The organism is Planktothrix sp. FACHB-1365 (assembly GCF_014697575.1).
Classification (GTDB): domain Bacteria; phylum Cyanobacteriota; class Cyanobacteriia; order Cyanobacteriales; family Microcoleaceae; genus Planktothrix.
Genome location: NZ_JACJSC010000004.1, coordinates 93,495 through 113,502 on the forward strand (window position 1 = coordinate 93,495; position 20,008 = coordinate 113,502).

Sequence of the window (20,008 nt, forward strand, 5' to 3'; positions counted from 1 at the left end):
ATAATGGGGTAAAACAGTGGATAATTTCAGTTAATTGTTCTCAAGTCTAATGCCTTGAAAACTACAGGAATTATTCATTTATTCCTGGGGTTGAGAACTTTCTTTCACTTGTGCTGGGGTAATAATTTCTGAACCGACTTGCCAACCATAACGAACACAGGAAACGGTTTTTTCATCTTCTGGAGTGGCAAAGGTGGAACCTTCAATATAAGAATATTGGTTCAAATCTTCTCCTCGTAACCGAAAGATTTGATGGAGATCTTCAGGAAAAGAGGTAATATTTAGAGATCGCAAGGCTTCTAAGATAGACCCTAAGATGATTAAAATTCTCAAATCATCATTGCTTAAAGTTTCTCCTTGTTCAGCGCGTTTATTCAAGCGTTGATACAGGTCAACAATTTGGTCTAAAATAGGCTGAGGTCGATGTTGTAAGGTTCGAGTCAGTTGACAGACGGCATCTTGAAAAGCTTGCGCTTCAATGGCTTGAATTTCTGCTTTTAAGTCTGCATTTTCTTGTTTTAAATAGTCAATTTCACGACAAAGATTAACTTTTGTTTCTTCCAGTTCCCGAACTAAGTCTTGAGCCGCTTGGTCTTTAATAGCGGTGTAAGTAATTTTGAATTTTTTTTGCAGTTGGAAACAAAAATCCTTTAAAAACTCTGAAGCTCCCAACTCTAAGAGGGTTTGATATCCTTCTGAATAATTCAGTAATAAAGATTGGAACAAAGGGTTTAATTGCTGTGGCAGTTGGTTCAGGAAATAAAAGGTTTTTTCGGGAGAATTATTCAGATCTTTGAGGTTATCAGAAAATTCACTAATTTTCAATAAATCTCGATTATCTGATTTTAGTAAAGCATATTCAGCTAACTCAATAAATGTCTGAATGTTCTGTTTTAATTTTTGTTGGCATTCCAGGGGAGAATCACTATATCGTTTAGATAATCTAAAAAAGAAGCGATCTGCTATTTTCTTTTGTTGGTGTTCAAAAGAACGAAAATTTCGTTTAATGAGTTCATCCCAATGATTAAATGTGGTGCTACTGAGAATTTCTACACATTTTTTCTGAGTGGGTGCAAGATTTTTTTGTTCTTGTTGATACTCTTCGTTGCGAGGAATAAAATTTTTGTAAGATTCATTGCAAAATTCAGCCAGTTGATACCAAGGAGAGGCGGTTAACACCGGGTCAGATAAATCTAACTGAACGAGGGAGGGAGAAGGACGTTGAGCACGGGCTAAAGCGGGTTTAATGGGTTTACTGGGTTCAAAGTCGCGGGTCATGGGTTGAAACTGTTAAGAACTATAGAGTTATAGGCAGTTCCCCCAAGGGTTACGCAAACTTTACATTTCTTTACAATAGTCAACCTGTTGATTAACTCTTTTCCATTGTTAATTGTTTCTGACAATATTTATAAGTAGAATAAGCTAATGTCACCACTCCCGTAATAATCGCAGATTCATCGATTTCAAATTTCGGATGATGTAAGGGATAATTTTGTTTCTTTTTGTGTCCGACACCCAACCGAAACATCATACCTGGTGCATAATCTAAATAAACGGAAAAATCTTCTGCACCTAAAGAGGGTTCGGGTAAATTAATAATAGCTTGAGTGCCAAAGGCTTCTCGTACCGTTTCTTCTACAATTTGAGTTAATATTGGGTCATTTTGCACCGAAGGAACGCCCCGACGATAATTTAACTCATAATTTGCCCCATACATTTGACAGACATTGGCAACAATTTGTTCAATCCAATTAGGTAAAGCTTCGTAGGTTTCAGGATGAAGCGATCGCACCGTTCCTAATAGTTTAACTTGATCGGCAATAATATTAGGAGCCCGTCCCCCCATAATTTGACCAATGGATAAAACCACAGGTCTTAACGGATTTTGGGTACGACTAATGGCTTGTTGTAACATTGTAATTACCTGGGCGGCTATCCAGATGGCATCCTTTGCTTCATGAGGTCGTGCACCATGACCCGACTCTCCGATAATGGTTAATTCTAAATCATCCGCCGCCGCCGTTAACGCACCTTGGCGCAGTCCCACACACCCGGCGGGAATACTAGGGAAGACATGAACCCCCAAAATCGCCGCCACATCCTCCATGACGTTATCCTGTACCATCCAGGTCGCCCCTTTGGCAATTTCCTCCGCCGGTTGAAACAGAAACCGCACCTTTCCGGGGAACTCCTGACCTAACTGAGATAACACCATCGCTGTTCCTAACCCCAAGGTAGTGTGCAAGTCGTGTCCGCAGGCGTGCATGACTCCCATCTGTCGGGAAGCATACTCTAACCCCGTTAATTCCGTCATCGGTAAAGCATCCATATCGGTGCGAATGGCAAACCAACGGGAAGCGGTGGTGTTTCCCTTGAGTTCTCCGATAACTCCCGTTTTTCCCACCCCTTCTTGAACTTTAATTCCACAGGAGGACAAAACCCCAGCCACATAAGCAGAGGTTTGATATTCTTGACCACTGAGTTCTGGATGTGCATGAATGTGGCGACGAATTTCAATTAACCGAGGTGCTAAAGTAGTCGCAATGTCCTTAATTTTGTCAAGCATAGATGGGGGAGTCTGGGTCATGGGTTAGAATGAAATTACCAAGTATTCAATTAAAGTTGATTCTTTATTATAGGGTAATTTTCTAACCCTAGGGCATGGCATTGCCATACCCTGATCTGGAATTTCTCTCCTCGAAGATCCTAAAAATTCGCTACAATTATCCCTTGACGCGGGGGAAGGTATACCTCTAATTCTGTGTGTTCATCTTCGGGTTTCCAACTAATTTTTCCTTCTCCATAAATTAACCGATTCGGACAGGTTTTTAAATCGGTAACTGTACAATTAATATGGGCTGGTTCAGTTCCTGAATTCACCCAAACCATCACTTCTTCGTTTTCTAAGCATCGGGCAAACCCATAAACAATTCCTTCAGCATATAATATTTTGTAGGAACCGATTCGTAATGCCTGATACTGATGACGAATAGCAATCAGTTTTTTATGATAGTCTAAAACATCCTGATGCCAAGATTCTTTCATCGGGAAAGTTCGGCGAGAGTCAGGGTCGAGTTGTCCTTCTAATCCCACTTCATCTCCATAATAAATACTGGGTGCACCGGGAAAAGTAAATAACAATAAAGTTGCTAATTGAACCGTGACTTTATCTCCTCCTGCGATACTAATTAATCGGGCGGTATCATGGCTATCGAGTAAATTCAATTGGGTGAGTTGAATTTCCCAAGGATATAACTCTAATAACCCTTGAATTTTTTCTCCATATTCTTTTGCAAATAAGCGAGGATAGGGAGAATAAGAAGGGCTTTCGACTAATTCCATTTTAACGCGATCGCCTGCGGTAAACGCAATGGTTGGGCCAGCAAATAAATAATTCATCACCCCGTCAAATTGGGTTCCATCTAACCATTCTCTGGAATCTCCCCACACTTCTCCCACAATATAAGCTTCTGGATTAACCGCTTTCACTCGCTCTCGAAATTCCTTCCAAAACCCCGGAGTTTTGACTTCAAAAGGCACATCTAAACGCCAACCATCTATACCAAAATCCACCCAATATTCGGCAACTTCCATGATATATTCCCTAACTTCAGGATTATCATGATTAAATTGAGGTAAAGCTCGATTTCCCACCCAACCCACATAATTTGCAGGTTTACTGCCATCATAAGCAGATAACGGCCAGTCTTCAATTTTAAACCAATCTAACCAAGGAGAATGGGGGCCATTTTCTAAAATATCATGAAACTGAAAAAAGCCCCGACTGGCATGATTAAATACCCCATCTAAAACTACTTTAATATTGCGTTGATGAGCCGCTTTTAGCATTTCCTCAAACGCTGGATTTCCGCCTAAGATGGGGTCAATTTGATAATAATCATGGGTATGGTAACGATGATTAGAAGCCGATTGAAAAATCGGGGTAAAATAAATGGCATTAATCCCTAAATCTTGTAAATAATCTAATTGTTCTATCACTCCCCATAAATTTCCTCCTTTATATCCTTGTAAACTCGGTGGTAAATCCCATTGTTCCCAGCGATTAGAACTTAACAATTTTTTGCGGGGAATAGCAGCTTGAGCAAAGCGATCGGGAAAAATTTGATAAAATACCGCGTGTTTGACCCAATCAGGCGTTTGTACAATCATAGAATCCTTATAACTCATCCAAAATACAGTAAAAGCCTCTATCCTATTTAACCTCTGACTTTAGGTGTAAATTTTGGCAGAAATTCTAAAGTTAAGCAAAATTTCACAAAATTACTTCATTTAACTTAACTAAACTGAGCCGGGACATTAGTGATTATAGCCCTAGTTATTGTTATTTAAAAAGATCAAGCCTTCTAATCAAATAATAAATTACCTGTTCCCCCTGGAAGAAAGAATTATCAACAACGATGTAGGTAGAAACGATTCAACCCTGAAAATTCAATCCTTCTTGAACAATTCCTTGGCCCTTGTTATTCCTTCCTGTTAACTTAACCCTAACCCAAACTTAAGACAGGTTTTGCTTCTCCCCCCTTGTCAAGAGTACCGTACAGTCGGACACTGGACTTGGGAAGACTATTGGCAGTTGAGAGGTAATTTTTTGTGAAACGAGTTTTAGCAATCATTCTCGGTGGCGGTGCGGGTAGCCGCCTATATCCTTTAACCAAAGTGCGGGCCAAACCTGCGGTGCCCATCGCGGGGAAATATCGGTTAATCGATATCCCCATTAGTAACTGTATTAACTCCGAAATCCTCAAAATCTACGTTTTAACCCAGTTTAACTCAGCATCCTTAAACCGTCATATTGCTCGTGCCTATAACTTCTCTGGCTTTGATGATAGCTTTACAGAAGTGTTAGCCGCCCAACAAACCGCCCAAAACCCGAATTGGTTTCAGGGTACAGCAGATGCGGTGCGTCAGTATTTGTGGCTGTTTCAAGAATGGGACGTTGACCAATATCTGATTTTATCCGGTGATCATCTTTACCGCATGGACTATCGAGAATTTGTCCAACGTCATTTAGATACAAATGCGGATATTACCCTTTCCGTATTACCCATTGATGAAAAACGAGCTTCTGATTTTGGGTTAATGAAACTGGATGACTCAGGGCGAGTGGTCAGTTTCAGCGAAAAACCAAAAGGGGACGCCCTCAAACAAATGCAGGTCGATACCTCCATGTTGGGTTTATCTCCTGAACAAGCCAAAGAAAATCCTTATATTGCTTCGATGGGGATTTATGTCTTTAACAAAGATGTCTTGATTAAGCTGTTAACAGACAATCCTGAACAGACAGATTTTGGTAAAGAAATTATTCCCGACGCCTCCGATGATCATAATGTTCAAGCGTTTTTATTTAAAGACTATTGGGAAGATATTGGAACCATTGAAGCATTTTATAATGCCAATATTGGTTTAACCCAACAACCTGAACCTTCCTTTAGTTTTTACGACGAAAAATCCCCGATTTATACCCGTTCTCGTTATTTACCCCCCACGAAAATCTTAGATTGTCACATTACTGAATCCATTGTTGCTGAGGGTTGTATTCTCAAAGAATGTCGGATTGATCATTCTGTTTTGGGCTTACGTTCCCGTGTGGAAGCTGGATGTGCCATTGAAGATACCCTGCTGATGGGTTCAGACTTTTATCAACCGTTTTCAGAACGTCAATCGGGTTTACAAGAAGGTGAAGTGCCATTAGGGATTGGTTCTAATACCTTAATTCGTAAGGCAATTGTTGATAAAAATGCCCGCATTGGTCGCAATGTTAAAATTATCAACAAAGATAATATCCAAGAAGCAGAACGGGAAGATTTAGGATTTTATATCCGCAGTGGGATTGTTGTTGTTCTTAAAAATGCGGTGATTCCTGATGATACCGTGATTTAAGGCGACTTCAAAAATAAAACTTAACCCATTGTATTCAGAGGACTTCCTGAAAATCAGGAGTCCTTTCTTGCATAGATTCCTGTTCAAAATTGGCTGATTGCAATGACAATGCTCTACAATCAAAACAGTTTTTTTAGATAACTTTATCCTGTTGTGTTTACAACTTTTCCGTCTGAATTCTTGTTTGCCCTTGCGGAAGCGATGCCTTTACTGGGAAATGTTGGGCTAGATGTTCTGGTTCTGACCTTCATGCTGGTTCTCTCTGCCTTTTTCTCCGGTTCCGAAACGGCTATCACCGCCCTCGATAATTTAAAACTGCGAGCTTTAATTAAAGAACAAGGGGACCCCAATGGAATGTATACCTTGGTTTTGGAAAAACGGGCACGATTTATCACAACCTTGTTAGTGGGAAACAACTTGGTGAATAATTTCTCGGCTATTCTCACCAGTAATTTATTTGCGATTTGGCTAGGAAATGCGGGAATAGGAATTGCAACGGCCGTTGTTACCTTCTTAGTCCTAATTTTTGGAGAAATCACTCCTAAATCCTTTGCCATTAACAACGTTTTACCCATTTTTAAAGCTATTGTTCGCCCGATTTATTGGTTATCGATTGTTCTGTCTCCGGTAATTGTTTTATTAGAAACCATTACTCAAAGTATTATTCGTCTGTTTAGTCCGGGGGGTGCCCAGCAGGGATTATCGGTACAAGATTTACGACTGATGATTGAAATTTTAGGGGGTCGGGGTCAGTTAGATTGGCAAAAACATCAACTTTTAAATAAAGCGTTGATGATGGATTATTTAATGGCGCGAGAAGTCGTTAAACCGCGAATTGAGATGCGAACGATTTCCCACCAAGCCACTTTACCCGAAGTGATTGAGTTATGTTTAGAAACCGGATATTCGCGAATTCCCGTTCAGGGAGAATCGAAGGATGAAATTGTGGGAATTGTTCATTTAAAACGGGCGTTACAATTGGCCCATACCCACGAGGAGGAACGCAACAGCATTTCTGTCACCGAAGCCATGAGTCCTCCGGTTTATGTTCCCGAAACCAAGCGGGTCGGGGATTTACTCAAGGAAATGCTACAACAGCGCCTCCACCTGGCGATTGTGGTTGATGAATATGGGGGAACCGTTGGGTTAATCACCTTAGAAGATATTTTAGAGGAGTTAGTCGGGGAAATTTACGATGAGAGCGATTTTCCCAGCCGCACCCAACGTCCCCGCAATTCCTCCCGTCCCAACCGAACCCCAGAACAATCCCGCCGACTCCCAAATCGTCAGTATTTTGAGCCTCCTTCCTCCTAATGGAAAAAAAAGTTTTCCAAACCCCTAGACATTTCCTGAGATTGTGCTACTATATAAAATTGTTGAATAAATGGGTCGATGCCCGAGCGGTTAATGGGGGCGGACTGTAAATCCGCTGGCTACGCCTACGCTGGTTCAAATCCAGCTCGGCCCACCTCTAAAATTAAACCTTAGAGATTAGGAACTTCCAAGTTTTAGTTCTTACTTTTTAATTTTTTTTGCCCGTGTAACTCAGTGGTAGAGTACCTCCTTGGTAAGGAGGAAGTCACGAGTTCAATCCTCGTCACGGGCTTATGTTCTTGGGTTAACTCTAAGCACTTGCTGACAAGGCTGACATCCTGACTTCAGCCTTAAGCAAGGGAGATTCTACCACTGTAGCCCATATTGTCTTTAAAAGCGCTCTCCCATTAACCGTTGTCGCATTCCTTCGGCGATTTTTTGGCCAAGATATTCAGGAATTAGACTTTCATTCGGCCCTAAGAGATATAAAATTAATCGGGTTCGTCCCCGCCAAACTAATAAATTAGCATTCACAACTAATAAATCTTCTTGCCAGATCGCATACATGACTTTATAAAAAAGTCCAGGCTGGTTGTCGGCTTCAATCAATAACGCTGGGAGGTGAAACACCGGGTCAACATAAAACTCCGTTGCGACATCTTCTAAACCTGCATCCAGGTTAAATTCTACAGCCAACATTTCTTCCACCTCGAAATGTCCGGCCAAAGCTTCTCGAACAGCCCGACAAACGTTTTCTGAGGTTTTCTCGCTGAGAGCTTTACCCCCACGAGACAGCACCAACTTAATAAACACCAACATGGGCGGGTAAATTTGGCCATACAAACTGAGACTGTGAATCGTCAGGCCATAAGCAGCCAAAACCCCAAAAATATCACTCAGTAAAAACGACTGATTCCGATAGGCAAAATGCAACGCACTTTTATTGCCATCAGGCTGAATTTCAATTACCGCTTGTTTCGTTTTATAAACTTGATAGGCGAGTTTCAAGTTTTGCAATTGAATTTCACTACTGACAAATTGCTCATAAAACTGTGGAAACGCCCGGTTGAAGCGTTTTAGGAGTTCCAAAGTTGAAGGTTTTAAGCCAGGAGCCATAATTCAGGTGAAGGTACGGGAGATATACTATCTAGTACAGTGATTCATCATCTATTACCATAACCACGCCTGCATGGGTTTTTGGAAAAACTTGTTTAGCAGTTCGGATTCCTCTTCCTCATTCTCCCAGATAGCGGAGTATGAGGCATACGAGGTTGGAGGCGAGGAGTCAGTATTTCTCAACTCTCGCCCATCATCGAATAATAATGGTCGCATTTTTTTTAGCACCGATCGGGACATTGATTTATATGAGTTGGAAGAACTTTGCAGTGCTGTCGGTTGGTCTCGGCGGCCCCTGCGTAAAGTCAAAAAAGCCATTCAGTATAGTTTCCTTGTCGTTTCCATGTGGCAAATTCGGGGCAACCAGCGACGGCTGATTGGTTTTGCTAGAGCTACATCCGATCATGCGTTTAATGCGACTCTCTGGGATGTGGTCGTTCACCCAGATTTCCAAAGTAAAGGTCTGGGTAAAGCCTTGATGAAATTTATCATCAAGAAACTCCGTAGCGATGATATCAGCAACATTACTCTATTTGCTGACCCTCATGTTGTGGATTTTTACCGAAATTTGGGTTTTATATCCGATCCAGAGGGGATTAAAGGAATGTTCTGGTATCCAGATTAGGCTGAGGGTGTTAGGTGTTAGGTGTCAGGTGTCAGGTCTCAGGTGTTAGGGAAGAAGTGTTGGGATGGGAAAAACAGCTTAAACCCGAAACCTGAAACCCGAAACCTGAAACCCAGCTTTATGATCAATTTTGCAATTTTTAATCCCATCCGTGCAAATTTAGGTTATACTAGGATAAAGATTTAACGGGATGTAGCGCAGCTTGGTAGCGCGCCTGCTTTGGGAGCAGGATGCCGCAGGTTCAAATCCTGTCATCCCGATTCGACCACGACACCTTTAATCAAAGCAGTTACACCACCAAGCTGCGCTACATCCCGTTGCTTGTATCTAGTGTTTCTACCTTAAGGATACAAGATAGAAACAAGATAGGCAATGTTTAGCTCTCTCTGGAGTAAGGTCTCAAGCTCAAATCTCTATCACATCAATTCACAATTGTCAAATCCCATCAATATTATTCTGGGGTACAATCCATTGAGACTCCCTAGATTTGAGTTTTGTCTGTTTTAATAATTTGGCGATCGCTGCGACTAATTTATCCGGTTCAACGGGTTTAGATAAGTGCATTTGAAATCCAGCCGTCAAAGCTTTTTTCTGATTGGTTTCGCCCGCATAAGCGGTTAAGGCAATCGCGGGAATTTTCCCCCCTTTTTCTAAAGGTTTGCTTCTAATTTCACTCATCAACATATAGCCATTCACGTCTGGCATTCCAATATCACAAATCATCACATCAGGTAAGGATTCATTTAATAACAATAAAGCCTCTTGAGCCGAAGCCGCTAACTGCACAGAAGCCCCCGCTTCTTCCAAGAAAAATGCGACTAACTCCCGCATATCGGCTTCATCATCAATAGCCAGAATTTTAATCCCGGTTAAATCAATAACATCTAAGATTAATTCCCCATCAAAATCCGTCTCCTCCCCCTCCATCATTAAAGGTAATCTCACCGTAAACGTAGCCCCCTGTCCGTCCCCTGGACTTTCAGCCCAAACCATTCCCCCATGTAACTCTGTTAAATACCGAACAATGGCTAACCCCAATCCCAACCCCCCAAACTGCCGAGTAGTGGTACTATCCGCTTGCCGAAAATAATCAAAAACATGGGGTAGAAAATCCGGTGTAATTCCTTGACCCGTATCCTGAACCCTAACTTGACCCTGGTTATTCACCGTTTCTAAATAGATATCAACCCGACCCCCCGGATCGGTGAATTTAACCGCATTAGAAACCAGATTCCAAATAATTTGTTGTAAACGACCTAAATCCCCTAACACTGGGCGTACATTCGGTTCTAGGTGGGTATAAAGCCCAATTTCCTTGGCATCGGCCGCTAATTGTACCGTCTCTAATGCCGCATGAATCGCATTGTCCAAATGTACCGGAAATGTGCTTAACGCTAACTTTCCCCGTAAAATCCGAGACACATCCAACAAATCCTCAATCAGTTGCGCCTGTAACTTAGCATTGCGTTCAATAATTTCTAAAGCACGATGGGTTGTTTCCTCATTAATCTTACCCGTCCGCAATAAACTCGCCCATCCTAAAATGGGATTCAACGGCGATCGCAACTCATGGGACAAAACCGCCAAAAACTCATCCTTAATCCGATTTGCGGCCTCTGCTTCTTCCCGCACTGTTCGTTCTCGCTTCAGAAGTTCTTCCCGTTCAATTTCGGTTTGTTTGAGTTCAGTCAAATCCAAGACAAAACAAAGCCAAGTCAGGGGATTTTCTTCTAATAAAGTTGCCCCGATTAAAATGGGAACCCGACTTCCCGACGAGTGAATATATTCCTTTTCAAAGGGAGGACATTTTCCGGTATTGCGGAGTTCTTCTAACCCTTGTTCATCCACATCAAGATATTCAGGTGGTGTTAAATTGAGCCAACTAATTTCACCCGCTATTAATTGTTCACGGGTATAACCCACCATCTGTAAAAATACATCATTGGCTTCCACAATCTTATCTAAATTGCAAACAATCACCCCAATAATATTGGCATCAACTAAACGCTTAAACTTAGCTTCACTGACTCGCAAAGCATCTTCCAGGCGTTTGCGTTCGGTAATATCAAAGGACATTCCCCCCAGCAAACGACGACCCGCAGCATCGGTGATGGGAAATTTAAACGACATCCCATAGAACTCAACCCCATTACGGGTGATACATTCCAAGAATTCCGCCGCTTGAGCGGAACTCAGAACGGCTTGATCATGTTGTTGAAACTGGGATGCTATTTCTGGGAATAACTCAAAATCCGTCTTGCCAATAATATTCTCCAGGGAAGTATCGACTAATTGGGTCGCCACCCAATTCGCATAAATATAACGACCTTGTTCATCCTTGATATAAGCGATGGCTGGAATATGTCGCATGAACCCTTCAAACAAAATTTGGCTTTCTTTTAAGTCTTGTTCAACCCGTTTCCCTTGGGTAATATTCTGAAAAATAGCAACGGCTGCGACAATATCTCCTTGTTGATCTCGAATGGGAGCAGAATTTACGGAAATAAAGACTTGATTTCCATCAGTTCGTTCTAAGCGAATTTCCTCGGCGGTGACAATTTCTCCCGTTGAGAGCGATCGCATTAAGGGCCATTCATCGGGCGCGTACCGTTGACCATTTGCCCGAAAACCCTCGAAATCTACAATTTGATCATATTCTTCAAGTTTGGATTCTGTCTCGTAGGAATAGCCAATAATTTGACTCACCTGTTTATTCGCTAAAATTAGTTGACCAGATTTTCCATCCGCTAGTAATACCCCCGCAGGCATTTGTTGTAATACGGCTTCAAGTCGGGCGCGTTCGGTTTCTAATTGTTGTAAAAGGTTTTTCCGTTGTGTATCATTTTCCTGAGAAGGGGTATTAACAAGTTCTAAAGTTGTTTCCGTTACTGTTGTAAAAATACCACCAATACTTCCCGTTTCCGTCCAAATCGGACTAGAAGTGAAGGAGAAATAACAGGTTTTAACATCCCCATCTTGTTCAATTTGTAGCGGTTGGTTAAAGATTTGGGTAGTTTCTCCGGTTGTGAATACGGTCTGAAGACAGGGGTAAATATAGTTCCACAATTCCCCCTCAACTTCAGAAGCTGGTTGTCCTAAACTTAGTTTCGGATCGAGAATTTTCCATAATAAACAATAGGCATCATTATACAGTTGAATAAAGTTTTCACCCCAAAACACAATCATGGGTAAAGGAGATGTCAAACTAATATTCAGGGCTGTGCGTAAACTCTGTGGCCAAGTCGAGATACTGCCGAGAGAGGTTACATTCCAATCAATAGCAGATAATAGCTTACCGATTTCACCACCTTTGGCCAAGATATCTTCAAATTGAGATATCTTTCCCCCTTGATTCACGATTGTTACTCCTGTAGTTTTGGGTTTCCGATATTAGGTGTTAGGTTTGGCGTTTTGATTCAGGTTGTAGTCGTAGGGGCGGGTTGATTAAGGTATAGTTGGTTCAGCAGGGACTCATAGAACTTGCCTGTATCAGTTAAGAGTTAAATAATTAATATATCACAATTTGCCTATTATATTATTAACTTTTTTTGTAGCGTGGTTTACAATCAAACCGTAATTAAGCTTAAAACATTGCTGTTTATTTTTGTTTTCGGAGATCGATATACCAGAGATAAATCCGATCTTTAAAATAAACGTTATCCCATAAATCATGATAGCTTTGGCTATCGAAAAATTGTTAATAAACTTATTTAATAATATCCCCAATTGTAGGGTGTGTAAGCGCAGCGCACGCACCATTTATACAGCATTAATTAAACCTTTTCTGTTAGTAAATTCATCCTATTTTAGACGTTAAGTAACAATTTGATTTTAACATTATTTCTAAATCCCTCGTTCCCTCGTTTCTAGGTTCTACCTAGAAATGTCAAAAGGTGGCTCTGCCACCAATAAATAATAGAGGCGGAGCCTCTATCATAGCATTCCCAGGCTGGAGCCTGGGAGCGAGGGAAAAGCGAAGACTGCGATTGAGTTAGGGTTGTTGGGTGACTTGTGCAGATTGATGAGTTTGTAGACAGAGGTTTATGTTATTATTAAAATAGGTCAACGTATCGGATGACAATATCATGAATATTAATTTCCGACGATATCGTGAACAACAGGGCATGAGCCAAGAAGAAGTTGCTAGTCGGCTCGGAATTTCTGTTGATAATGTTAGGCTGGGCGAGAAGTTTCCGGCAAAAGTTTCAATGGGGCTGGCCATGAAATGGTTACAAGTTTTAGGGGTTGATCTCGCAACCGCGATGTCAGAAGAAACGCCACCCCTCCCAGGAATTGAACCGGGTTTTCCTTATGCTGAACTTTATCGGAGGCTAAATTTACTGAATCAGTATATCTATGAAACTCCACCTTTGGATGAATTTGAATTTCCAACGAATCCGAAGCTACCTCTACCTAATGATGTTTTAACACAAATTCAGGACTATTATCAAAAACCTAATGTTGTTTTAACCGGAGGATTTGATACGGGAAAATCCCATCTAGCAAATAGTCTTTTAGGAAGTAAAAATTTACCTGAAAGCTATCAGCCTGCTACAAAACTGATTACAATAATTCGTCATCTTGGGAATCGTCCCCATTGGTTTAATTCCGATGTTTGGATTATTGATGAGGATTTTTGGCTAGATAAACATGATAAACATACAATTGATTTAAAACTCTTAGACAATCGCAAACATTGTGAAAAGCATCGTTTGTATTCTGGCTCCTTCGATATTCTCGAAAAATATGGCGTACACAAATATGATAATAGTAAAACCGAGATCCCAGGGCATACTGCTATAGTTTATCTTGACTCCCCATTACTAAAAGCTTGCAACTTGATCGATCTCCCAGGTTATTCTGATCAACCTGATGAAATTTCAAAAGATGTTGACAAAGCTAATAGTGCAACTCAGATTGCAGATATCTTGATCTACACCTCACTTGCAAAAGGTCATATTAATGGTCAAGATATGGATCGACTTAGAAATTTGCTGGGTTTACTACCTACTCCAGAAAATGAATCTCAAAACTTTCCGACTCTAGGTAATCTGTTTATTGTAGCGACACACGCCGATCCAAGTATTTCTAATACTCAGCTTCCTAATATCCTCAATAATGCCTCAGCCAGACTTTATAAAGAACTCAATGAAACTAAAATACAGAAGCGCCAGGAGGTAACAAATCGGGAGATTACCCAGGATGATGTGCAAAAGCGATTTTTTACCTTCTGGACAGAAAGACCCGATCGCTGTCAACGTTTATTTGATGAGTTAACTAAACTACTTACTGAGTATTTTCCTGAATCAATCCAGTGTCGAGTTGATCGAGAAATTAATGCCATCAAAAATGATAATAAACAAAAATATGCTGAACAAATTGAGCAATATCAGCAAACTCTTGCTAATATAGAAGAATCTCGAAACCTCCTTAAAGAAGCCGAGGCTAATGAACCTGCCCGTCAAAAAGAGATGCAGCAAAAGCGCAATTATGTTAGAAAACGCATCAAGGAGTTAGGCGAAGATACCCAAAAAGCATTTCAGAAGTATGCAGAATCAATAATCAATGTAAATTCTATTGAGCAAACTATCCGCAAGAGATATAACAACAAGAAGGAAGCGCAAGAATATTTTGCTGGTTATCTGGTAGATCTTTTACAAAGTAATTTGGAAAGTTTTGTCAGCGCGAATTCAGAAAAATTAAAAGCTGAAATAGATGATTATTTAGAAGGATACCCAGAGCTTAAACTTACCACAAAAGATGGAATAAAAGTCTCTATTCCCTTTGATACAAAAGGAGCTTTTTTAGGTGGAATAGCCGGATTAGGTGCTTATGGTGCTTTAGCAGCTTGGGCAGCAAGTCTTGGTAATCTTGGTGGCTATATTTTGGTAGCAAAATTAGTCAGTCTTTTGTCAGCACTTGGTATTAGTATTGGTGGTGGAACCGCAGCAGTAATTTCCTTTATTGCTGTCATCGGTGGCCCGATCGTTCTAGGAATCGCTTTAGCTGCTGGACTCGCTTCTTTAATATTTCGCTTATTTGGGGAAGATTGGCAGAGTCGTTTAGCAAAACAAATTGTTAAATACTTTGAAGAACAGGATGTTTGTGGAAAGTTCCTAACAGGAAACAAACAGTATTGGCAAGATACAGCTACAGCTTTTGAAAAAGGTGCTGAAGCAGTAGAAACTGACTGGAAAGACTATCTTGATCATCAGCGCGAACTCGTTTCTCCTGATACGGACTCCAGAGAACGCATTGAGGAAATTATTAAAAAACTGGAGGTACTGCAAAATTTTTTCGCCGACATTCCCTGGACAATACAGGGAGAAAGTTAGTTAAAAATTCAAGGAGTTCTCGTCACAAAAAACAACCAAAATAACAATTGATGAGGTATTATATGAAATCCCATTATGAACGCTACAGATGATCCCCCCCAACCCCCCTTAAAAAGAGGGGGGAGATGTGTAGCCAACATTTAAAGATTTCATATTAGATATTAGCGATCGCCCTTAATTTTCCGAAGTGCGATCGCTTTTCTTTTCCCTTCTAAAAATACTCCGTCAAATTCTCAAATTCTCCAACACTTCCCACAACTTTTCCCTGTAACTGAGCTATCCATTCCATGAATTTCGTTCGTGATTCACATATTCTTGAGCATCAATCCCATGCCAAATTTCCTCACCCAATCCTTCTAATTCTAAAATACTACGCTTAGGTTTAGGCTGAAATCGATGGCGAACATATACTAATAATTCAGAAATGAGTCGCAGTTGCTCATCTGGTGAAAGTCTTAGAACCTCAGTCAATACTGTGTTGTAAGTAGACATAAATTCTTGATTAAGATTTTGGGGTTGGTTGTTATTATAGCAATTTAAGATATAGGGAAATGCGATCGCCTCTCATTTTCTGATCAGGTAGGGATAAATAATATTACTATCTAGTAACATTATTTATCCCTACTTGGAAGTGGACGATCTTGACGTAACTCTCGCTGCCATTTCATCGGATCGCTAATATCAGCACAGACATTACTTGCTGCAATTTTTTCTAATATTTCAACTGTTTTTTGGCGGCGAAACTCAGCACTTAGACTTGATCGATCTGCTTGTAAAGTAACGTAAACTCTGACAGGGCGATCGCTCTGTTTGGGAACCTCCCGCGTCCATTCTAAAATGTTTCCCTTCAATATAGTATATATTCTCTGCATACCATCTCTCAACTATTTTTTTACTATTCTAACCCTTGAATGACTGTTTCGTCCCTTTCTTCCCCAAACGGCGATCGCACTCTTATCTTGTCCAAAATGTGATCGCACATTTCTATCTTCTCCAAAATGCGATCGCACCAATAACTAAGCAAAAGTATGTTAATATTTAGGGGGTATAAATCACAAGATTTAACTCCATGACTCAATCACTACCAAAAAAAAGCCCACCTCGCGGCAGAATATTCCCAGAACATACATTATCGCCCGAAGCACTAGCTCGACGCAAAGCTGAACGCGAAGTATTTCATAAGCGTTGTCGAGCAATTTTTGAGCAAGTTCGCCCCGCTCTCATGGCAGAACACTATGGCTGGTATATTGCAATTGAACCTGACAGCGGCGATTATTTCATTAACCAAGATCAAGAAGTAGCTAGTCAAGAAGCACGTCATAAACACCCTGATGCCGTACACTGTATGTTTTGCTTAAATGAAAGTGGAGCTACTGGCAAAATATGATTCAGGGTACTTTTGGAAGTAGGGGTGAACTGTTTTTTGAAATTGATTTGATTGCTGCTGATGGCTTAAATCTAACTGTGGAGGCAATGCTAGATACGGGATTTACAGAATTTCTGGCAATTAATAAACAAGATTTAGAGGGTCTGGATTGGCAATTTGTCCGGCAAAATGAAATGATCACAGCACAAGGAGAAAGCACTTTTGATGTTTATGCTGGCAAAATACTATTAGGTGAACAAGAATTCGATATCCCAGTTTTTGCAGGTGATGAGATTCCCGAAGTTTTACTCGGTTCGAGATGGTTAACAATCTTGCCGTTAGCGGTGAATTTTTTGGCTGGAGTTCTCACATTGGGGTAATAACTGATTCTGTCAATAATACGCAGTTAAGAAGCCTCAAAAATTCTCCCATCCCATTCTACTCTAATTTGCAACTGAAATTCTAAAGCATCGACACGATAGGGCAAAAAACCGCGCCATCTCTTTATAAAAGTATGAGTATCAAATAATAATTTCATCCACCTGCTGTCCAAAATTCTTCGGGTAATGGTGCATCAAAATCATTACTTGTCCATATTTCTCCCTGGTGTAGTCCGGCTATTCGAGGTACATTTTGTTGGGAAATAGGAACTAGACGAGCCAAAGGGTTATTACCATCTGTCAGTAAAATCTCTGTCCCTTCATCAACCAGGTGTAATAATTCTTGCACACTCATTTGTGCGGCACTAATATCTACTGTTTTTTGAACTGTGGTCATATTAAGTCACCATATTGTTACTATTATATCTCAATTGTAGTAAGCCCTTTAGGGCTAGGAGGCGTGAACGCCTTACTACTTTTTAATATTTTCGTTCCTGTAGTAAGCCCTTTAGGGCTAGGAGGCGTGAACGCCTCACTACTTTTTAATATTTTCGTTCCTGTAGTAAGCCCTTTAGGGCTAGGAGGCGTGAACGCCTCACTACTTTTTAATATTTTCGTTCCTGGGGTTCAAATAACGTTATTTTAACGGGACGATATGCTAAATCAATACCCGCAGGGGAATAATACGCTAAGGTATGTTTCAGGAACTGTTCATCATTGCGTTGAGGATAATCTTCTCGACTGTGAGCCCCTCGGCTTTCTTGACGGTTTAAGGCTGACGTTAAAATCAGATTTCCTACTATCATTAAACTTCTTAATTCCAAGGCTTCAATTAATTCTGTATTCCAACATTTGCCTTTATCATCTAAATAAATCTGTTGATAACGATTTTGTAACTCTTGAATTTGACTTAACCCTTCTCGCATCACACTATCATTTCTAAACACACCACAATGAGTGGTCATAGCATCTTGAAAGTCTTGGCGGAGTTGACTAATTCGGCAGTCTCCTGATTGATCTAATAATGATTGTAATTGTTGTTGAGCTTCTTTCAAATAAAGCTGTTCATCAACAGTCGGTAACTTCCGATTTTGCACAAATTCAGCAATAGCCGCCCCCGTTCTTTTGCCATAAACCACACATTCTAATAAGGAATTACTGCCTAAACGATTTGCCCCATGTACCGATACACAAGCCGCTTCTCCCGCCGCAAATAATCCATCCACTAAACTATCTGCACTGCTTAAAACTTGCCCATTAATATTAGTCGGAATTCCCCCCATAGAATAGTGAACTGTTGGACGGACAGGCATGGGTTCAACCACCGCATCAATGCCTAATAAACGGTGAGCTTCTTCCCAACAAAAAGGAATGCGACTCATGATTTTTTCCCGTCCTAAATGTCGCAAATCCAAATAAATATAAGGCCCCCCAGAACTGCCATCGGGGTTAATTCCTCGTCCGGCGCGAATTTCTAAAGTAATAGCGCGAGACGTAATATCTCTGGGTGCTAATTCCATGCGACTTGGGGCATAAGTCGCCATAAATCGTTCCCCATTACTATTAATTAAATAAGCCCCTTCTCCCCGTACCGCTTCAGAAATTAATACCCCTACCGGATATAAACCTGTGGGATGAAACTGTACAAACTCCATATCTTCCAAGGGAACTCCCGCCATCGCCGACATCGCCAACCCGTCCCCTGTTGAGGCGTAGTCATTGGAGGTGGTATTAAACGCCCGACCATAGCCCCCCGTTGCGAACATGACCGCCTTCGCGCGAACAACGGTTAACTGTCCGTCATTGATACGGAACATGACAACGCCCTTGGCCTGTCCCTCTTCCAATATCAACCGCATGACGTACCATTCATCATAGATATGAACGCCATAGCGTCTGAGGTTATTCACCAGTTCGTGTAAAATCGCATGGCCAGTTTTATCGGCGGCGTAGCAGGTGCGGTTGTGGGAATGTCCACCAAAGGCGCGTTGAGCAATACGGCCATCGGGAAGGCGAGAAAATAAGACTCCCAAATGTTCTAAATCAATAATGACATCCGGGGCTTCTTTGGCTAAAATTTCCACCGCATCTTGGTCAGCGAGATAGTCTGAACCCTTGACCGTATCGAAAGCATGGGCTTCCCAACTATCGCTTTCATCGATATTTTTTAATGTAGCGGCGATACCCCCTTGGGCTGCGACGGAATGGGAACGAATGGGGTGAGTTTTCGCAACAACGGCTATATTTAAACTGGGGTTAGTGCGGGCAATTTCTACCGCCGCCCGACAGCCAGCCAACCCGCCCCCAACAATAATCACATCATGTTCTAGCATCTTAATCAGTTATCAGTTGTCAGTTATCAGTTATCAGTTATTAGTTATTAGTTATCAGCTATTAGTTATTAGTTATAGGTCTGTAAGGGTGGGGGAACCCCGCCCCTACTGGTATAGCTCTTACACTGATAACTGATTACTGTATGAGTTGAATTTATTCTAACTCGCCACTGGCACCGTTTAAGAACTGGGAAGTTCAGCGCGGCTCGGTTCGTCTTCAATGGATGGGTCTACAGATAGAATTTCGATATGGTTAAATAAAGTGGTGACAAATGCAAAGAGTAAGAAAGGTAAAGACAGCACAACAATTAAGCCCACCGTTGCTAACGCATAAATTTGACGGGTTGTACTCCACAGTGCTAATGAAGTCGCTAAGGCGATAAAGATGACAATTAGCCAGACGATAATTTGGCTATAGATATCGCCATAGGTAAGTGTGCATCGAATACGATACTTTTTCAGATCTTGCATTGGCCCTCTCTCGTAATATTCCTTTAAACTTCTAGGTTAAAGGGTTGATTCAATTTTGGAAAAATTTTAAACATTTTAATAAGAGTTGTAATTTAACTTTACGTTTGGTCATACTTCAGCAGGCTGCAAACCGGATAAAACTCTCAATTGTTGATTTTTTCAGGAAT

At 41.0% G+C, this 20,008-nt stretch carries 16 protein-coding genes and 3 tRNA genes; 9 read left to right on the plus strand and 10 right to left on the minus strand.

Annotated features, from left to right (window positions below; genetic code table 11):
• Window positions 1–78 precede the first annotated feature (78 nt).
• The 3 genes from H6G57_RS07870 to H6G57_RS07880 form a co-directional block, all read right to left on the minus strand.
• Window positions 79–1,278: a hypothetical protein gene (locus H6G57_RS07870; RefSeq protein ID WP_190517455.1), complete on the minus strand. Its 1,200-nt coding sequence runs from the start codon at window positions 1,276–1,278 to the stop codon at window positions 79–81.
• Window positions 1,279–1,369: 91 nt separating this feature from the next.
• Window positions 1,370–2,566, minus strand: a complete 1,197-nt coding sequence (locus H6G57_RS07875) for a M20 family metallopeptidase (protein WP_190517664.1) — start codon at window positions 2,564–2,566, stop codon at window positions 1,370–1,372.
• A gap of 140 nt (window positions 2,567–2,706) precedes the next feature.
• Window positions 2,707–4,170 (minus strand): glycoside hydrolase family 13 protein, encoded by a 1,464-nt coding sequence (locus H6G57_RS07880; protein ID WP_190517457.1) that lies wholly within the window; start codon window positions 4,168–4,170, stop codon window positions 2,707–2,709.
• 441 nt (window positions 4,171–4,611) lie between these two features.
• Between H6G57_RS07880 and H6G57_RS07885 the strand changes: the two genes are divergently transcribed.
• The 4 genes from H6G57_RS07885 (at window position 4,612) to H6G57_RS07900 (ending at window position 7,507) form a co-directional block, all read left to right on the plus strand.
• A complete protein-coding gene (locus H6G57_RS07885; RefSeq protein WP_190517458.1) occupies window positions 4,612–5,901 on the plus strand; it encodes a glucose-1-phosphate adenylyltransferase in 1,290 nt (429 codons plus the stop codon).
• A gap of 201 nt (window positions 5,902–6,102) precedes the next feature.
• On the plus strand, window positions 6,103–7,215 hold the full coding sequence (locus H6G57_RS07890; RefSeq protein WP_190517666.1) for a hemolysin family protein: 1,113 nt from the start codon (window positions 6,103–6,105) through the stop codon (window positions 7,213–7,215).
• Between the two features lie 72 nt (window positions 7,216–7,287).
• Window positions 7,288–7,369, plus strand: a tRNA-Tyr gene (locus H6G57_RS07895).
• Window positions 7,370–7,435: 66 nt separating this feature from the next.
• A tRNA-Thr gene (locus H6G57_RS07900) sits at window positions 7,436–7,507 on the plus strand.
• Between the two features lie 98 nt (window positions 7,508–7,605).
• On the opposite strand, the gene H6G57_RS07905 is transcribed toward H6G57_RS07900, so the two are convergent.
• Window positions 7,606–8,331, minus strand: a complete 726-nt coding sequence (locus H6G57_RS07905) for a hypothetical protein (RefSeq protein ID WP_190517460.1) — start codon at window positions 8,329–8,331, stop codon at window positions 7,606–7,608.
• Between the two features lie 73 nt (window positions 8,332–8,404).
• On the opposite strand from H6G57_RS07905, the gene H6G57_RS07910 reads away from it, so the two are divergent.
• Together H6G57_RS07910 and H6G57_RS07915 are read left to right on the plus strand one after the other, a co-directional pair.
• The gene (locus tag H6G57_RS07910) at window positions 8,405–8,956 is read left to right on the plus strand and encodes a GNAT family N-acetyltransferase (protein ID WP_190517461.1); all 552 of its coding nucleotides are present in this window, start codon (window positions 8,405–8,407) and stop codon (window positions 8,954–8,956) included.
• 186 nt (window positions 8,957–9,142) lie between these two features.
• A tRNA-Pro gene (locus H6G57_RS07915) sits at window positions 9,143–9,216 on the plus strand.
• A gap of 175 nt (window positions 9,217–9,391) precedes the next feature.
• Here H6G57_RS07915 and H6G57_RS07920 read toward each other — a convergent pair.
• A complete protein-coding gene (locus tag H6G57_RS07920; RefSeq protein WP_190517463.1) occupies window positions 9,392–12,313 on the minus strand; it encodes a PAS domain S-box protein in 2,922 nt (973 codons plus the stop codon).
• A 728-nt stretch (window positions 12,314–13,041) separates the two neighbouring features.
• Here H6G57_RS07920 and H6G57_RS07925 point away from each other — a divergent pair.
• On the plus strand, window positions 13,042–15,291 hold the full coding sequence (locus H6G57_RS07925; protein WP_190517465.1) for a dynamin family protein: 2,250 nt from the start codon (window positions 13,042–13,044) through the stop codon (window positions 15,289–15,291).
• Between the two features lie 276 nt (window positions 15,292–15,567).
• Here the strand turns inward: H6G57_RS07925 and H6G57_RS07930 are convergent, their stop codons facing one another.
• Together H6G57_RS07930 and H6G57_RS07935 are read right to left on the minus strand one after the other, a co-directional pair.
• Window positions 15,568–15,783 (minus strand): hypothetical protein, encoded by a 216-nt coding sequence (locus H6G57_RS07930; RefSeq protein WP_190517466.1) that lies wholly within the window; start codon window positions 15,781–15,783, stop codon window positions 15,568–15,570.
• A 119-nt stretch (window positions 15,784–15,902) separates the two neighbouring features.
• A complete protein-coding gene (locus H6G57_RS07935) occupies window positions 15,903–16,163 on the minus strand; it encodes a hypothetical protein (protein ID WP_190517468.1) in 261 nt (86 codons plus the stop codon).
• Window positions 16,164–16,360: 197 nt separating this feature from the next.
• Here H6G57_RS07935 and H6G57_RS07940 point away from each other — a divergent pair, with 197 nt between their 5' ends.
• On the plus strand, window positions 16,361–16,678 hold the full coding sequence (locus H6G57_RS07940) for a hypothetical protein (protein WP_190517470.1): 318 nt from the start codon (window positions 16,361–16,363) through the stop codon (window positions 16,676–16,678).
• Complete coding sequence (locus H6G57_RS07945) at window positions 16,675–17,037, plus strand: aspartyl protease (RefSeq protein ID WP_190517472.1); 363 nt, start codon at window positions 16,675–16,677, stop codon at window positions 17,035–17,037. The genes H6G57_RS07940 and H6G57_RS07945 overlap by 4 nt, the downstream gene beginning before the upstream one ends.
• Window positions 17,038–17,191: 154 nt before the next feature.
• Here the strand turns inward: H6G57_RS07945 and H6G57_RS07950 are convergent, their stop codons facing one another.
• The 3 genes from H6G57_RS07950 to H6G57_RS07960 form a co-directional block, all read right to left on the minus strand.
• Entirely contained in the window at window positions 17,192–17,434 is a 243-nt protein-coding gene (locus H6G57_RS07950; protein ID WP_190517474.1) for a type II toxin-antitoxin system Phd/YefM family antitoxin, read from the minus strand.
• A gap of 208 nt (window positions 17,435–17,642) precedes the next feature.
• Window positions 17,643–19,370: a succinate dehydrogenase/fumarate reductase flavoprotein subunit gene (locus H6G57_RS07955; RefSeq protein WP_190517476.1), complete on the minus strand. Its 1,728-nt coding sequence runs from the start codon at window positions 19,368–19,370 to the stop codon at window positions 17,643–17,645.
• Between the two features lie 180 nt (window positions 19,371–19,550).
• The gene (locus H6G57_RS07960; RefSeq protein ID WP_190517478.1) at window positions 19,551–19,841 is read right to left on the minus strand and encodes a hypothetical protein; all 291 of its coding nucleotides are present in this window, start codon (window positions 19,839–19,841) and stop codon (window positions 19,551–19,553) included.
• Window positions 19,842–20,008: the final 167 nt, after the last annotated feature.

Excerpts from the sequence above, each read along its gene's own strand:
- H6G57_RS07870 (WP_190517455.1), bottom strand. The coding sequence starts at position 1,278 with ATGACCCGCGACTTTGAACCCAGTAAACCCATTAAACCCGCTTTAGCC.
- H6G57_RS07875 (WP_190517664.1), bottom strand. The coding sequence starts at position 2,566 with ATGCTTGACAAAATTAAGGACATTGCGACTACTTTAGCACCTCGGTTA.
- H6G57_RS07880 (WP_190517457.1), bottom strand. The coding sequence starts at position 4,170 with ATGATTGTACAAACGCCTGATTGGGTCAAACACGCGGTATTTTATCAA.
- H6G57_RS07890 (WP_190517666.1), top strand. The coding sequence starts at position 6,103 with ATGCCTTTACTGGGAAATGTTGGGCTAGATGTTCTGGTTCTGACCTTC.
- H6G57_RS07905 (WP_190517460.1), bottom strand. The coding sequence starts at position 8,331 with ATGGCTCCTGGCTTAAAACCTTCAACTTTGGAACTCCTAAAACGCTTC.
- H6G57_RS07910 (WP_190517461.1), top strand. The coding sequence starts at position 8,405 with ATGGGTTTTTGGAAAAACTTGTTTAGCAGTTCGGATTCCTCTTCCTCA.
- H6G57_RS07925 (WP_190517465.1), top strand. The coding sequence starts at position 13,042 with ATGAATATTAATTTCCGACGATATCGTGAACAACAGGGCATGAGCCAA.
- H6G57_RS07930 (WP_190517466.1), bottom strand. The coding sequence starts at position 15,783 with ATGTCTACTTACAACACAGTATTGACTGAGGTTCTAAGACTTTCACCA.
- H6G57_RS07935 (WP_190517468.1), bottom strand. The coding sequence starts at position 16,163 with ATGCAGAGAATATATACTATATTGAAGGGAAACATTTTAGAATGGACG.
- H6G57_RS07940 (WP_190517470.1), top strand. The coding sequence starts at position 16,361 with ATGACTCAATCACTACCAAAAAAAAGCCCACCTCGCGGCAGAATATTC.
- H6G57_RS07945 (WP_190517472.1), top strand. The coding sequence starts at position 16,675 with ATGATTCAGGGTACTTTTGGAAGTAGGGGTGAACTGTTTTTTGAAATT.
- H6G57_RS07950 (WP_190517474.1), bottom strand. The coding sequence starts at position 17,434 with ATGACCACAGTTCAAAAAACAGTAGATATTAGTGCCGCACAAATGAGT.
- H6G57_RS07955 (WP_190517476.1), bottom strand. The coding sequence starts at position 19,370 with ATGCTAGAACATGATGTGATTATTGTTGGGGGCGGGTTGGCTGGCTGT.
- H6G57_RS07960 (WP_190517478.1), bottom strand. The coding sequence starts at position 19,841 with ATGCAAGATCTGAAAAAGTATCGTATTCGATGCACACTTACCTATGGC.